The following is a 13,822-nucleotide window of genomic DNA, read 5'->3' on the forward strand; positions in this document are numbered from 1 at the left end:
GCCGACACCTCCGTTGCTGCCGCCGCCACCGCCACCGCCTCCCGTGATGAAGCCGCCATCGTTGATCAGGGTGGCAGCGGAACTGCCGACGCCACCGTCGGCACCGTCGACGCGGACGGTTCCGCCGGAACCGCCGGAACCGGCCACACTGCCATTGCTGCCGCTGCTGCCGCCGTCGCCCAAAACTCCCCCGGTGCCGCCGGTTCCGGCTGCGCCTGCGCCGCTCCCGCCACCACCCTGGCCGCCGCCCCGGCCCGCGGAGTTGGTCGCGCCATGTCCGCCAGCACCGTCGGCCATGGCGGGGCTCCAGGCCAGGGGGGCCAGGAGGCAGGTCGCGAGAGCGGTCGAGCGCAGCAGGCTTCGCTTCGAGACGATGGCAATTCCTGTCAAGGCCAAGCTCCCCAGATCAGCACCGACGCAGTCGTGCATGTCCCCGGGCATAGCACCCGAGACCAAGGCCGGATATCGTTGAAACTAGCTATGCCCGCCGCGCCGGGATCGGCCGGTCAGGCCGCGGGCACATGCAAGGCCAGCACGGTTTCGCCGCGCCGCGACCGCGTGTCGAGCGTACCGCCCAGCCGTCCGGCCCGTGCCCGCATCGAGCGCAGGCCGGTGCCCGGGACGGGCGCTTGCGAGGCGGCATCGAAGCCGACGCCATTGTCGTTTATGGCCAGGCTCAGCGTCTCGCCGCGCCGGTGCAGGTCGATGACGACGCGGCTTGCCTGGCTGTGCTTGAGCACGTTGGTCAGGCCTTCCTGCAGGATGCGGACGAGATCGAGGCTTCGCGCGAGCGACAGGTGGCAGTCCTCCAGCCCGGTCAGGTTCCACACGCAATCGATGTCGCGGCTTTCGCATGCCAGCGTGTGGCGGCGGCGCAGCGGCGCGATCCACTCGGCCAGCGACTGGCCGCCCGTCTGGTCGTCGGCGGCGGTGTCGATGATGACCCGCAACTCGTCGCGCAGTTCCTTGAGGACGGACAGGAAGCGATCGGCCGGCAGGTTCTGCGGCGCATGCTCCAGCATGGCGATCGAATTGACCAGGGTGCCGCCCATGCCATCGTGCAGATTGTGGGAAAGGGAGACGCGCTCGGCCAGCCTGGTGTTGGCCAGGGTGACCTCATGCTGCTGATGCAGCGTGAGGGCGAGTTCTTCCCTGGCGGTTTCGATCTTGGCCGTGAGCTCATCGTTGAACCCCTCGATGCGGCGCATGTTGGCGACGAAGTTCCAGGCCAGCACCAGCGCCATGCCGACCATCTGAAAGTGGGATGTCAGCGTGACGTAGTAGACATTGCCAAGAAGGATGCCGAGATAGGTCATCAGGTCATGCAGGATGGCCACGATGGTGAGCGCGTTGACGATGTGAAGGACGATGTGGTCCAGCCGATTGCTGCGCCAGGTCAGGCCGATCGACAGGAAACAGGCGCCGATGTAAAGCAGCGACCAGAACAAGGCCAGCAGGTTGAGCATCGGGCCGAGTTGGGAATGCGGTGTGGCAAACAGGGCCGCGGCGCCGATCGCCAGCGCGGCCCACAGCACGGCTTCCCCCCTGGGAAAGCGGCGCTCGGCAAAGCGGATGACAAACAGCACGAAGGCGGCGGCCATGACCATGAAGGAGAGCATGATAAAACGCTGCCAGGTGTCGGTCGCCGCGAACGGCCAGGGGCTCGTCACCACGAAATTGAGCGAATAGCAAAACCACGCAATCGTCATCAGGGCGAACCAGCCATAGGCCTTCAAGCTTCGGCGCAGCAGCCAGACGACGAAGAAGAAGGTGCCAAGCGCCGCGGTGACGCCGAGATAGAAGACCGGCAGTTCGCGGCGAATCCAGAATTGCTGGACAAAATGGGCACGCGTCGCCGAAGGCGGGCCGATCAGGACCGGACCAAGGCCTGGCTGGTACGGCGCTAGGCCCGAGACCCTGATCAGCAGCGTGTTGGTGCCGGCATGCAGGACCGGGGAAGCGAGCTGCCAGTAGCGGGGCACGTTCCATGAGCGCGTCAACGGCTCGACGAGGAATTCGTCGCGGCCGAGTTCCGCGGCGTTGACAGAGATCGATCCGGCCAGTGTCCAGTAGTTCAGCGCGAGGCCTAGCGGCTCGGCCGCGTCGGGCCTGTCGAAGGTGAGGCGATACCAGACCACGCCGTCGAAACCGGGCCAGCGCGTCGCCCAGTCATCGGGCAAGGTCACGCTGGTCCAGCCGGCGGCCGGCGGCGCGGCGGCGTCCCAGCCGGATCGAACGGCCTCGATCGTCTTGAACGGCACGGCCCCGTCGGCGCCGAGGGCGATGCCGCCCGGCGCGAGGAGCAGGAATATCAGGGCAAGAAGCCTTGCGACCGCGCCTCGAAAATCGCTTCCGTCCGGGATTTGACCGACAGCTTCTTGTAGATGTTGCGAATGTGGCATTCGACCGTGAACCTGGAAAGGGAAAGGACCCCCGAAATCTCTCGATTGGTAAGCCCCTTGGCAACGAGGTTGAGGATCTCGACCTCGCGCGGCGTCAAGGGAGGCGGCGGCGCAAGCGCGGGCTTGCCGCGCCCCGGCCTGTCGGTGGAGGAACGGGCGCGCCCGGATGACGCCGGCGCCGACACCAGTTCCAGGATGCGCCGGGCGATGAAGGGATCGATCGGCGCGCCGCCGCGAATGGTGCTGCGGATCGAAAGTGACAGCTCGACGTCGTCGCGCTCCTTCAAGAGATAGCCGGTCGCTCCGGCACGCAGGGCTTCGAGGATGGTGTTTTCGTTGCTCCAGGCCGAGATGACGAGAATCGGCAGCGCCGCGTCGTGCTCGTGCAGGGAGCGGATGAGGTCGATGCCGTTGCCATCGGGCAGGCCGACATCGACCAGCGTCATGGCGAAGGGTTGGTCGACGAGCAGGGCCTTGGCCTGCGCGATCGACCCGGCGAAAAACAGCTCCTCCTGAGCGTAGCCAAGGCCCCTCAGGATCGAGCGCAACCGCACCTGCATCATCGGCTCGTCCTCGACGACAAGCAGCGGGCTCGGCAGCAGTGCTTCCGATGGCAGGTCGATGGCGGGATGTTCCTTGGACGACATGAACCTCGACGCGAATGGCGGCTTTCACCTGTAGCAGCCGGGCGGAAAATACCCAACCGATCGTACCCAGTCTGCCATGGATCGGTTGCCGCCGACATAGCTGGGATCAGGTAGAGCGAGCCGGGTATGGCCGTTTGTAACAGCGCCCGTGCGGGAGGCGCTTTTCGTGACATCCAACGGTTGCCTCCAAGCCCGATCCTGCTGCAATCGGAGGAGAGACAATGCGTCAACATCTGCTGAACGGTTGGCTCGTGGCAGCCCTGGTCGCGACGACCTGCCTGCTCGGCGTGACCGCTTACGCGGAGGTGAAGGAAGACATCTCGCGCGTCGCCTGCACGCATGGAGGACAGGCTCCCGGCGAGCGGGGCGCACGGTGTGATACCTGTGCCGCCGCGCGATGCGATGTGCGCGCATCAGGAGCCTGAGCGGCAGCCGTCAGGGGACCGCATGAGCGGCAATCCGCCAGCCAAAACGGCGCTTGCATCCGGGCACGATCCGCGCAGCCGAGATAGAATTTCCGATCAGACAAGCCGGATGTTGCGTGCGGGGCTGAATCCCTTGCCGCGCAAGGGTTTCAGACGCGGGCGCCGTCGAATTTTTCGCGCGCCGCCTTGACGCGCATGGTGTTGGCGCGCGCCCATTCGCTCAGTGCGCTGACGGGGATCAGCAGCTCGTGGCCGAGCTCGGTCAGCTCATAATCGACGCGCGGCGGAATGGTTGGAAACACGGTGCGGGTGACGAAGCCGTCACGCTCCAGCCCGCGCAAGGTGGTGGTCAGCATCTTCTGCGAGATGCCGCCGACGGCTGCGCGCAATTCGTTGAAACGCAGCGGTCCGTCGCCCAGCTTGCCGACGACCAGAACGGTCCATTTGTCGCCGACGCGCTGCAGGATTTCCGAGATGGCGCGGCAGTCTTCGGAGCGGTGTGGGTGCCTCGGTAACAAAAAAGTGCCTTCTTGTGCATCGCGTTTGCAGTATCTCATATAGCGCAGGTATCCAAATGATACCAGTACTTCGTGCAAGGAGAGCCCTTATGTCCAAACCCAAAATTGCCATCGTCGTCGGATCGACGCGCGCCGCTCGTTTCGCCGATGTGCCAACCCAATGGATCGCCAAGATCGCCAAGTCGCATGCCGACATCGATGTCGAGATCGTCGACCTTCGCGACTTCCCGCTGCCGTTCTTCGACGAAGTCGCATCCTCCGCATGGGCGCCGTCGCAGAACGAAGTGGCACAGCGCTGGCAGAAGAAGGTCGCCGAATTCGACGGCTTCATCTTCACCGCCGCCGAATACAATCATGGCCCGACGGCGGTGCTGAAGAATGCCATCGACTACGCCGCCAACGAATGGAACAAGAAGCCGGCCGGCTTCGTCGGCTATGGCAGCGTCGGTGGCGCTCGCGCCGTCGAACAGCTCCGCCTTCATGCCGTCGAATTGCAGATGGCGCCGGTCAAGTCGGCCGTCCATATCGCCTGGGGCGATTTCCTCGCCGTCCGCCAGGGCGAGAAGAAGCTGGAAGACCTCGAGCATCTGAACCAGGCCGCCACGGCGCTGGTCAACGACGTTGCCTGGTGGGCCAAGGTGCTCAAGGCAGCGCGTCAGGCCGACGCCGTCGCCGAGGAAGTCAAGGCGGCCTGACCGCCGGTTCGAATTATCCTCCCAAGGATCCGGGGCGGCGCTTGCGCCGCCCTTTTTCAATTATAGCGGCTCAAACCGAAAGCTGGCGCCGGATCGGACGACGCGGCCGATACCGGGCGAATCCAGATGCGCGCCGGCGACGAAACATGATCGTCGGCAGCAAGCGCCAGCAACCGCAACCGGCTTTCGCGCGCCTGGTCCTGATCGGCATCGAATTCCCACGTCACCTCAGGTCGATCGAACTGAAGCGATGGGACGTGAACGGTGTCGCCCCAAATCAGAATGCGTTCGCCACCGCTCGAAACACGAAAGCAGCTGTGTCCCGCTTCATGGCCATGGGCTTCGACAATGTCGACATGTGTCCCGATACGGTCTCCGGCCTCGAAGGGTTCCGCCATGCTGTGAAATCGTTCGAGCCGCGCTTCGGCGCGAAAAAAGCCGAGTTCTTCCCCGGGAACGAGCAAACGCGCCAGGCGCGGGAAAGCGTCGCGGCCGTCGGCAAGCACAAGACCATGGATGTGGTCGAGATGGGTGTGGGTGAAACAGACGGCACGGACTCGTCCGGCATCGATGCCAGCTTCGTCCAGCGCCTCGGGAAGTCGGCCCATGGTGGGATGCCAGGCGTTCGAGGCACCGGTATCGATCAGGATGATTCCGTCTCCATCGTCAATCGCGAAGGCATTGACGGACAGTCTGAGTTGACCACCAACCAATGCGACTTGTTGCGGCAATTCATCGCCAAATGGCTTGTCGCCGGGTTGCCGAAGCCGTCCGATCGGCATGTCGACATAGCCATCGCGCAAGGAGGTGATGCGCAAGTCACCAAGATCGTAGGTCTGATAAAGGTCGCCCGAAGCCATGCGGTGCATTTTTTCCGATCCGTCTGCAGACAACCGGCAACATGCGACGGGCCAGCTGCGTCGGCAACCCGCCCGCTCAATTCGATCTGTGCCATGGGTGCGTGCGTCGCCTGCCGTGGCCGGATGATGCAGTCGGCGAGGCGGTCCGTTTCGTTCAACTCGCCGGCATGGTGCTGATACCCTGATGTCACGATAGCCTCGGCCCAATCGGGGTTGGACTGCTACATCGACCGGGCTGCCATCTGGTCGCGACCCTTGCCCTGATATATCCGGCTGCGATCCGTCACATGAGTGAAGCCGTGAAGACATCCAGCCTGACCGGCGCCGTTTCCCCGATGATCCCGGTGCTCGTATGCGCGCTTGCGATCTTCCTGCTGTCCGGGATGGATGCGGCGATGAAGATCCTGGTCATCGCGGTCGGGGTCTACAACACCTTGCTGTGGCGCAGCATGGTCGCGGCCGTGGTCGCGGGCGCAGCCTGGTTGGCGGGACCACGCTTAAAGCCGACCATTCCGGTGCTGAGGCTGCATGCGCTGCGTGCCGCAATTGTCGGCGTCGTGCTGATATCCTTCTTCTGGGGCTTGGCCAGGCTGCCGCTCGCGGAGGCGATCGGGCTCAGCTTCGTGGCGCCCTTGTTTGCGCTGTTTCTCGCCGCGCTGCTGCTGGGCGAACGGATCCGACGCCAGGCTGTCTGGGCATCGTTGGCCGGCATCGCCGGCGTCGCCATCATCATGGCCGGCCAGTTCGGGCAGGCAGACTATTCGCAGGACGCCATGCTCGGCACGGCAGCGGTGCTCGTATCAACCGTGTTCTACGGATACAATCTGATCCTCGCCCGGCAACAGGCGCAGTTGGCCAAGCCGATCGAGATCATGCTGTTCCAGAACCTTTGCGTTGCCATCCTGCTCGGCCTCGCGGCACCCTGGCTTGCCGTCGCCCTGCCGAGCGATCTTTGGCTTCCTTTGGCCGGGGTGACGGTGCTGTCGCTCGCCGGGCAATTCCTGATGAGCTGGTCCTACGCCCGCGCCGAAGCGCAATATCTGATCCCGACGGAATACTCGGCCTTCATCTGGGCGGTCGCGCTTGGCTGGTTCTTCTTCGGCGAGGAGGCGACCTGGACCACGCTGACGGGAGCGTGCCTGATCGTCGCCGGCTGCCTGATCGCCGCGCGGGCCAATCCCAGGCTTGCCGAGCCCATCGAAGTGGCGGTTTGAACGTCGACGTTCAACGCCCCGCAGGATCGCGAAATACCCCAGTCTCCACCTCGTGCATGAAGTGAGCGATGAGAGCCGCGCATTGGCGATGATGCGTTTCGAGAAGCATGTGCCCGCTCTCAAAGACATGGATTTCGACGGCGTCGAGATCGCGGCTGTAGGCCATGATCTCGTCCAGCGCGAAGAAGGCGTCGTGGCGCCCCCACAGCACCAGGCATGCTGGCTGTTGGTCGCGGAGATAGGCCTGGATGGCCGGGAAGCGCGCGATGTGCGAGCCATAATCGGTGAAGAGTTCGAACTGAATGTCGGTGTTGCCGGGCCTCGCCAGGCGCTCCGTATCGAGATACCAACCCTCGGGCGGAAACAACACTTTCAGACGCTCGGGGAGACCGCCGATATATTGGTTTCGGGTCCCCTCGAAATTCATCCAGTCCGGCAGTCTGGCGCGGTTTTCTTCAGTCGGTTCGGCGAAGAACGCCTTCGGCGCGTCCCATTCCGGTCCCAGCCCCTCGTCATGAGCGTTGCTGTCCTGGGCGATCAGGCCGAGGATGCGATCCGGCCGCCGTGTGGCGAGATGATAGCCGACGGGCGTGCCGAAGTCAGTGATGTGGAGGAAGAATCGCTGGAGGCCGAGGGCCTCGATGAAGGCTTCGATCGTGCTGGCCAGGTTGTCGAACGTGTAGTCATAGGCATCGATGGAAGGGGCGGACGAAAAGCCGAAACCGGGCAGATCCGGCGCCACCACATAGGCTGTCTCCGCCAGCGGTTCGATGACATTGCGATAGACGTGCGACGAAGTCGGATATCCGTGCAGCAGCAGGATTGCCGGTCTGCCGGGATCGCCGGCATGACGGTAGAAGATGTCGAGGCCGTCGACATTGATGGTTTCGTGGCGGGTCTTGTAACGATTGCTGCACATCCTCTCCCTCCCAGGGGTTCCGCGCCGATCTGGCGACGCGCTGGCTTTGACACCACGTATCCGTATGATAGTGGTTACATGTAACCGTATAATCCGGTTAATGAGGTTATGTTCCATGGGCGATGAATACACCGAATGGGTACCGGATCACTTCATAGGCGGGCATCCCGCTTTGGACCTGTCGAACGCCGTGTTCGACCGGCGGGCGCCGGCAACAGACAATGAACTCTTCAAGTCCGTCCGGGATGTTGCGAACTGGTTCAGCGCCTCAGGGCTTGCCGACGATCGTCAGGCGCAGGCCGTTGCCGAGATAGCGGATGCGCGGTTCGTGGAAGGGGTCCGCGAAATGCGGGAGGCGTCATTTCAGGTTTTCGATCCAATCGCCGCGGGCAAACCGTCTGCGGTCGAACCGCTCGGCGTGTTGTTCTCGCGCACGGCAAGCTCGCTTGCCGCCGGGTCTATCGAGCTGGATGGCACCAGGCCGGAGCTTGCCCTTGGCCGGTGGCGCGATCCGGACGCCGTCACCGCGTTGCTGGCCATGCTGTCCATCGAAGCGTTCTTCACCCTGCCGCGCGACAGGCTGCATTCCTGCCCTCGCTGTGGCTGGCTTTTCCTCGATACGTCGCGAGGCGGCAAGCGGCGCTGGTGCAGCATGCGCACCTGCGGCAACCGCGAGAAGGTGTCGCGCCACCGAGATCATACCGACGTCTAGACTGGGTTAGCGCACCACGTCGCCTTTGCTGCGGGCGGGCCGGATGCCGGCGCGTCACTCCGGAAGACCGGCCTTGCGAAAACCATCGACGAAATGCTCGAGCGTAGCGGCGTCGCGGAATGGCTCGGTCGTCGCCCAGTGATGGGTTGTGAAATGCGGGTTGCCGACGAGGAACAGTTCAGCCTCTGCGCGCGCCTCGTCGAGCCGGCCGAGTTGGGCCATGCTTGCCGCCAGGAAACGGCGTGAGCTTGTGCGATAGGTCTCGTCACGGCGCAACGTCTCGATAGCGGCTTGGTAGTCGCGCGCCGCATATTGCGCCTGGCCGAGCGTCAGATAGTACCAGCTCGCCGGAAACGGGTTCAGCCGGAACGCCTTGCCGATGTGCTCGAGGCCCTCTTCGACCCGTCCGGCCAGGACCGCGATGTCGGACAATGCCGCCCAGGTGTCGGCCTCGTTCGGGTCGAGCTCGATCGCTTTGGCGAATTCCGCATCCGCTTCAGTGAAGCTGCGCTCATAGGCAAGCAGATAAGCCAGGATCCAGCGACAGCCGGCATCGTTGGGATCGATCGCCACCGCCTTGCGCGCCAGCTCCAGGGCAACGCTGCGGGCAGCCTCGGTTGGTCCGCCCCAATGCACCTGTCCCATCCAGTGGTTCATGGCAAGCCAACGATAGGGCTCGGCATAATCAGGATCGAGCGACACCGCGCGCGTCAGCATCAGATGCGCTTCCTGCGCCATCTGCGGCGAGTCGTCGATCAGCTTTCGCGCCCGCACGCAGAGGTCGTAGGCCTCCAGATTTCGCGGCCGATTGCGCGGCGGCGGCGCGCGCAGCCGGCCAAGCAGCGCTTCCACGATCTTGGCCGTCACCTCGTCTTGAACGGCAAAGATATCCTCCAGGCCGCGATCGAAGCGTTCCGCCCACAGATGATCGCCACTCATCGCGTCGACCAGCTGTGCGTTGATGCGCACGCGCCCCGCGGCGCGTCTTGCACTGCCTTCCAACAGGTAGCGCACGCCAAGATCCCCGGCGATCTCGCGCACGTCCATCGCTTTTCCCTTGTAGGCAAAGGTCGAGTTGCGGGCGATGACGAACAGGCCGGAGATTCTGGACAGGTCGGTGATCAGGTCTTCCGTCAACCCATCCACGAAGGGATCCTGCTCGGGATCGTTGCTGAAATTGACGAAGGGCAGCACGGCTATCGACGGTTTGTCGGGCAGCGGCAAGGGTTTTCGCCTGGCCTCGCCCAGCTGTTCGACGGCCCCAGTGAAACGGTAGCCGACGCGCGGAACGGTGGATATCCATTCGCCGTTGTCGCCGACGGGGCCAAGCAGCTTGCGCAGCTGCGCGATCTGGACGGTGAGATTGCCTTCCTCGACGGCCGTGCCCGGCCACGCGGCGTCCATCAGTTCGGCTTTTCCGAGGATTTCGCCGGGCCGCCCGACGAGTGCCGCAAGCAGGCTCAGCCCGCGATAGCCGACGGCAACGGGGACATCGTTCCGAAGCAGCGTTCCCGCATGCGGATCAAGCACGAACGGACCAAAGGCAAAACGCGATCCCTGCATAGGCGCATCTATAGGGCCGCTCTAGCTCGTTTGGAAGTTTTGGGAACTATTTGGGAGGGCTTAATTACGGCGCCGTCCGTATCGCGCAGAATTCAACCTCATCGAGAGCCCTAGGCCCTCAAACCATATGGAGGTTGCCATGACCAATACCCTCACTTGTGCAGCGCGGCCGGGAACGCCCGTGCGGCCGGCATCGCGCCGGCTCCTAAAGACCCTGCGAAGCATCATCGCGAGCTGGCACGATCGGACCTGGCGCGAGCGGATACGCTTTCGCTGGCAGCTCAGGCAAATGTCGAAGGACAATCCGCATCTGATCGACGATATCGGCCTGACGATACAGCAGGTCGAGGGAGAGATCGCCAAGTCCTTCTGGGAACGATAGAGCGAAATGCCGCAAATCGCGTCGACCGTCAGCGCACCGCCTCGCGAGGGGCGCCGGCCAGGCGGGTGGCGATCAGCTTGTCGATGCGGCGGCCGTCGAGATCGACCACCTCGAAGCGCCAGCCCTGCGCGTCGACGCATTCGCCAGTCGCCGGCAGATGGTGCATATGCGACAGCACATAGCCGGCGACGGTTTCGTAATCGCGGTTTTCCGGCAGGTCGATGCCGAGAATGTCGGCCATCTCGTCGGCCTGCATGTAGCCGGCGAGCAGCCACGAGCCGTCCTCGCGCTTGACCGCGTTTTCCTCGTCGCCGGCGTCGGTGTCGGCGCGGAACACGCCGGTGATGGCTTCCAGAATGTCGGCCGGGGTGACGATGCCTTCGAAATGGCCGTATTCGTCATGCACCAGCGCCATCGGCACGTCGGATTCCTTTAGCTTCTGCAGCACATCGAGCGCGTCGGCCTGGTCGTAGACGATGGGGGCTGCGCGCACATGCCTGCGCGGATCGAGCACGCGGCCGGCAAGCAGTGCGGCCAGCACATCACGCGTCTGGACGACGCCGACCATGACGTCGACGCCGCCGTCGCCTGCCGGCAGGCGCGAATGCTGGGTTTCCATGAGCAGCTTGCGGATGGCCGCCTCGTCGGATTGCAGATTGATCCAGTCGACTTCGGTGCGCGGCGTCATCACCGCGCGCACGGCGCGGTCGCCAAGCCGCATGACGCCGGCGATCATGCGCCGCTCGTCGGATTCGATGGTGCCGTGATGCTCGGCCTCGGCGACCAGCATCTTGATCTCCTCGTCGGTGACCTTTTCCTCGCTTTCGCCGCGCTGACCGAGCAGCCACAATATGGTGCGGCCGGAGAAGTCGAGCAGGAAGACCAGCGGCGCCGACACCGTGGCGAGGATGGTCATCGCCGGAGCGACCCTGGCGGCGACCCGCTCGGGATCACGCAACGCGATCTGCTTGGGCACCAGCTCGCCGACGATCAGCGAGAAATAGGTGATGATAGCAACGACGATGCCGACGCCTAGCGGGTCGGCGACAGTCTCGCGGATGCCGGTCGAAGCCAGGAACTGCGCCAGCCGTTCGCCGAGCGTGGCGCCGGAAAAGGCGCCGGAGAGGACGCCGACCAAGGTGATGCCGATCTGCACCGAGGACAGGAACTTGCCGGGATTTGAGCCAAGATCAAGGGCGCGGCCGGCGCCATTGGTGCCGCGGTCGATCATCGCTTTCAGCCTGGCCGGGCGCGACGAGACGATGGCGAGCTCGGACATCGACAAAAGGCCGTTCACGCAGATGAGGACGACCACGATAGCGATTTCGACGTATAACATGAGCGGTCAATAGCATTGTGGCGCGGTCTTCGAAAATAGTCCGGCGTGATTTTTGAGAAATGACCGGTATTTCGCTCACGCGGCATCCCAGGGCGGCGCCGAAAAATGTTCGACGAGGGCGTCGACGACAACCCGCACCTTTGGCGTGAGCGCGCGCGTCACCGGCCAGACGGCATGCACGACGATGTTCTCGACCAGGCATTCCGACAGCACCATTTCGAGATCGCCGCTTTTGAGGCTGTCGGCGGCCAGCCATGTCGGCAGGAAGGCGATGCCGCAGCCGGCGAGCGCCGCATCCAGCATCGGTTCGCCATGGCCGAGAACGAGCCGCGCCTTGGGCACGAAGGTTGCGAGATGGCCGTCGGAATGTCTGATCACCCAGGGGCGGACGATGCCCTCGCGACCGTAGCCAATGACGCTGTGATCGGCGAGATCCTCGACCGATTGCGGCCGGCCATGCCTGTCGAGATAGTCGGGAGCCGCGCATATGGCCGAGCGCTGAGCATAGAGGCGCCTGGCCGCAAGCGACAGGCTGTCGTCGAGTTCGCCCATGCGGATCGCCAGGTCGATACCCTCCTCGATCAGGTCGACGCGGCGGTCATTGAAGGAGACTTCCACCGTCAGGTCCGGAAATTTCCTCGAAATCTCGAACAGCACGGGAGCGACGCAGCGTCGGCCGAAGGCCAGCGGCACGTCGACCCGAAGCCGGCCAGACGGGACCTGCCGACGCGAGGCGAGCAGCGACTGTGCGGCTTCGATCTCGGCCAGGGCCCGGACGCAGGCTTCATAGTAGCTGATGCCTTCGCTGGTCGGACTGAGACTGCGGGTGGTGCGGTTCAACAAGCGAACGCCGAGCCTCTGCTCCAGCTGCGCGATCGATTTGCCGATCGCCGACTTCGTCACATGCAGCCGCTCGCCGGCGCTAGTGAAGCTGCCGGCCTCCACCGCCTGCACAAACGCGACGGTGCCTTGCAGGTCGGCCGTTTCCATGGCGATTTCCTATTGTCGACTTTTAGTCCGCAATCAGTGTCAAATTATACCGCACGGAAGCACTATTTTCTATAATCGAAAGGCATAAATGTCTCGCCTGGCATCAATGCACGGAGCGCGAGACGACATGAGCACCCCAATCAACAGATCCTGGCAGATGAGCGGTTTTGGCCTGTCGAGGCTAAGCCAGGTGGAAGGCAAGGTGCCCGAGCCAGGGCCGCACGATTTGCTGGTCCGGACCAAGGCCGTATCGCTCAACTACAAGGACAAGATGATCGTGGACGGCGTGCTGATCCCCGACCTTGCCTTTCCCTTCGTGCCGACATCCGACGCGGTGGGCGAAGTGGTGTCCGTCGGCAGTGCCGTCAGCCGCTTTCAGGTCGGCCAGCGCGTGCTTGGCCAGGTGATCGCCGATTGGCCGGATGGCGACGCACCGCCGGTGCTGCATAAGCACACGCTGGGGTCGTCGCTGTCGGGTATGCTTTCCGATCATGTCATCTTCGGCGAGGACGCCGCGGTGCTGGCGCCGCTGTCGCTCGGCGACATCGAGGCCGCGACATTGCCGATCGCGGCGCTGACGGCCTGGTTCGCCATGGCCGAGGCGACCAAACCGGTGCCGGGTCAGACCATTCTGATCCAGGGCACCGGCGGCGTGTCGCTGTTTGCGCTGCAGTTCGCCACTGCGTTCGGCCTGCGCGCCATCGTCACCTCAAGCAGTGATGAAAAGCTTGAGCGGGCGAGAAAGCTTGGCGCCTGGCAAGGGATCAACTACCGCACGCAACCGGCCTGGGACGATGCCGCGCGTGAGCTGACGAACGGGCTGGGCGTGAACCACGTGCTGGAAATGGTCGGCGGCGACAATGCACGGCGATCGCTGAACGCGCTGGCCGCCGACGGCCGGCTGTCGATCATCGGCCTGCTGGGCGCGATGGAGCTCAGCTTTCCCATCCTGCCCTTCATGCGCAACCGCATCACCGTGCAGGGCCTGTCGATCGGCCATCGCCGTGCTTTCGAGCGCATGAATCAGGCGATCGAGGCGCTGGCGATCAAGCCGGTCATCGACAAGGTTTTTGGCTTCGATGAGGTGCCGCAGGCCTTGCAACATCTGGAGAAAGGGCCGTTCGGCAAGATCGTGATCACCACGACCTGACTTTTG

General features: G+C 64.0%; 14 protein-coding genes and 1 pseudogene. 6 read left to right on the plus strand and 9 right to left on the minus strand.

The features are described 5' to 3' along the window. The 3 genes and pseudogenes from EOC83_RS29850 to EOC83_RS29860 all read right to left on the minus strand — a co-directional run. A pseudogene (locus EOC83_RS29850) lies at positions 1-390 on the minus strand (hypothetical protein); the annotation flags it as partial. A gap of 116 nt (positions 391-506) precedes the next feature. Further along, the gene (locus EOC83_RS29855; protein ID WP_158515801.1) at positions 507-2,261 is read right to left on the minus strand and encodes a 7TM diverse intracellular signaling domain-containing protein; all 1,755 of its coding nucleotides are present in this window, start codon (positions 2,259-2,261) and stop codon (positions 507-509) included. 50 nt (positions 2,262-2,311) lie between these two features. Then, on the minus strand, positions 2,312-3,049 hold the full coding sequence (locus EOC83_RS29860; protein ID WP_063168819.1) for a response regulator transcription factor: 738 nt from the start codon (positions 3,047-3,049) through the stop codon (positions 2,312-2,314). 221 nt (positions 3,050-3,270) lie between these two features. On the opposite strand from EOC83_RS29860, the gene EOC83_RS29865 reads away from it, so the two are divergent. After that, on the plus strand, positions 3,271-3,474 hold the full coding sequence (locus EOC83_RS29865; protein ID WP_013530050.1) for a hypothetical protein: 204 nt from the start codon (positions 3,271-3,273) through the stop codon (positions 3,472-3,474). A 149-nt stretch (positions 3,475-3,623) separates the two neighbouring features. On the opposite strand, the gene EOC83_RS29870 is transcribed toward EOC83_RS29865, so the two are convergent. Then, positions 3,624-3,992: a helix-turn-helix domain-containing protein gene (locus EOC83_RS29870; RefSeq protein ID WP_024504168.1), complete on the minus strand. Its 369-nt coding sequence runs from the start codon at positions 3,990-3,992 to the stop codon at positions 3,624-3,626. 89 nt (positions 3,993-4,081) lie between these two features. On the opposite strand from EOC83_RS29870, the gene EOC83_RS29875 reads away from it, so the two are divergent. Then, positions 4,082-4,687, plus strand: a complete 606-nt coding sequence (locus EOC83_RS29875) for an NADPH-dependent FMN reductase (RefSeq protein ID WP_013530052.1) — start codon at positions 4,082-4,084, stop codon at positions 4,685-4,687. A gap of 56 nt (positions 4,688-4,743) precedes the next feature. Here EOC83_RS29875 and EOC83_RS29880 read toward each other — a convergent pair whose 3' ends face one another. Then, complete coding sequence (locus tag EOC83_RS29880; protein WP_245268607.1) at positions 4,744-5,547, minus strand: MBL fold metallo-hydrolase; 804 nt, start codon at positions 5,545-5,547, stop codon at positions 4,744-4,746. A 287-nt stretch (positions 5,548-5,834) separates the two neighbouring features. Between EOC83_RS29880 and EOC83_RS29890 the strand changes: the two genes are divergently transcribed. Then, positions 5,835-6,761 carry a DMT family transporter gene (locus EOC83_RS29890; RefSeq protein WP_013530053.1) on the plus strand — a complete coding sequence of 309 codons (927 nt, stop codon included), beginning with the start codon at positions 5,835-5,837 and terminating at the stop codon, positions 6,759-6,761. Positions 6,762-6,771: 10 nt separating this feature from the next. On the opposite strand, the gene EOC83_RS29895 is transcribed toward EOC83_RS29890, so the two are convergent. Continuing rightward, entirely contained in the window at positions 6,772-7,680 is a 909-nt protein-coding gene (locus tag EOC83_RS29895; protein ID WP_013530054.1) for an alpha/beta hydrolase, read from the minus strand. A gap of 115 nt (positions 7,681-7,795) precedes the next feature. Between EOC83_RS29895 and EOC83_RS29900 the strand changes: the two genes are divergently transcribed. Further along, positions 7,796-8,392, plus strand: coding sequence for a CGNR zinc finger domain-containing protein (locus EOC83_RS29900; protein ID WP_127326016.1), 597 nt, complete (start codon positions 7,796-7,798; stop codon positions 8,390-8,392). Positions 8,393-8,446: 54 nt separating this feature from the next. Here the strand turns inward: EOC83_RS29900 and EOC83_RS29905 are convergent, their stop codons facing one another. After that, a complete protein-coding gene (locus tag EOC83_RS29905; protein WP_063168818.1) occupies positions 8,447-9,955 on the minus strand; it encodes a winged helix-turn-helix domain-containing tetratricopeptide repeat protein in 1,509 nt (502 codons plus the stop codon). 139 nt (positions 9,956-10,094) lie between these two features. Here EOC83_RS29905 and EOC83_RS29910 point away from each other — a divergent pair, with 139 nt between their 5' ends. Further along, complete coding sequence (locus EOC83_RS29910; RefSeq protein WP_013530057.1) at positions 10,095-10,337, plus strand: hypothetical protein; 243 nt, start codon at positions 10,095-10,097, stop codon at positions 10,335-10,337. A gap of 28 nt (positions 10,338-10,365) precedes the next feature. Here EOC83_RS29910 and EOC83_RS29915 read toward each other — a convergent pair whose 3' ends face one another. Next, positions 10,366-11,676 carry a hemolysin family protein gene (locus EOC83_RS29915; RefSeq protein ID WP_024504164.1) on the minus strand — a complete coding sequence of 437 codons (1,311 nt, stop codon included), beginning with the start codon at positions 11,674-11,676 and terminating at the stop codon, positions 10,366-10,368. A 75-nt stretch (positions 11,677-11,751) separates the two neighbouring features. Continuing rightward, on the minus strand, positions 11,752-12,666 hold the full coding sequence (locus EOC83_RS29920; RefSeq protein WP_063168817.1) for a LysR family transcriptional regulator: 915 nt from the start codon (positions 12,664-12,666) through the stop codon (positions 11,752-11,754). Positions 12,667-12,793: 127 nt separating this feature from the next. On the opposite strand from EOC83_RS29920, the gene EOC83_RS29925 reads away from it, so the two are divergent. Further along, on the plus strand, positions 12,794-13,816 hold the full coding sequence (locus tag EOC83_RS29925; protein ID WP_013530060.1) for an NAD(P)-dependent alcohol dehydrogenase: 1,023 nt from the start codon (positions 12,794-12,796) through the stop codon (positions 13,814-13,816). Positions 13,817-13,822: the final 6 nt, after the last annotated feature.

The organism is Mesorhizobium sp. Primo-A, assembly GCF_003997175.1.
Taxonomy (GTDB): Bacteria; Pseudomonadota; Alphaproteobacteria; order Rhizobiales; family Rhizobiaceae; genus Mesorhizobium; species Mesorhizobium ciceri.

Bases quoted from the DNA above. Each gene is read 5' to 3' on its own strand.
- EOC83_RS29860 (WP_063168819.1), bottom strand. From the start codon at position 3,049: ATGTCGTCCAAGGAACATCCCGCCATCGACCTGCCATCGGAAGCACTG.
- EOC83_RS29865 (WP_013530050.1), top strand. From the start codon at position 3,271: ATGCGTCAACATCTGCTGAACGGTTGGCTCGTGGCAGCCCTGGTCGCG.
- EOC83_RS29875 (WP_013530052.1), top strand. From the start codon at position 4,082: ATGTCCAAACCCAAAATTGCCATCGTCGTCGGATCGACGCGCGCCGCT.
- EOC83_RS29880 (WP_245268607.1), bottom strand. From the start codon at position 5,547: ATGGCTTCGGGCGACCTTTATCAGACCTACGATCTTGGTGACTTGCGC.
- EOC83_RS29890 (WP_013530053.1), top strand. From the start codon at position 5,835: ATGAGTGAAGCCGTGAAGACATCCAGCCTGACCGGCGCCGTTTCCCCG.
- EOC83_RS29895 (WP_013530054.1), bottom strand. From the start codon at position 7,680: ATGTGCAGCAATCGTTACAAGACCCGCCACGAAACCATCAATGTCGAC.
- EOC83_RS29900 (WP_127326016.1), top strand. From the start codon at position 7,796: ATGGGCGATGAATACACCGAATGGGTACCGGATCACTTCATAGGCGGG.
- EOC83_RS29905 (WP_063168818.1), bottom strand. From the start codon at position 9,955: ATGCAGGGATCGCGTTTTGCCTTTGGTCCGTTCGTGCTTGATCCGCAT.
- EOC83_RS29910 (WP_013530057.1), top strand. From the start codon at position 10,095: ATGACCAATACCCTCACTTGTGCAGCGCGGCCGGGAACGCCCGTGCGG.
- EOC83_RS29915 (WP_024504164.1), bottom strand. From the start codon at position 11,676: ATGTTATACGTCGAAATCGCTATCGTGGTCGTCCTCATCTGCGTGAAC.
- EOC83_RS29920 (WP_063168817.1), bottom strand. From the start codon at position 12,666: ATGGAAACGGCCGACCTGCAAGGCACCGTCGCGTTTGTGCAGGCGGTG.
- EOC83_RS29925 (WP_013530060.1), top strand. From the start codon at position 12,794: ATGAGCACCCCAATCAACAGATCCTGGCAGATGAGCGGTTTTGGCCTG.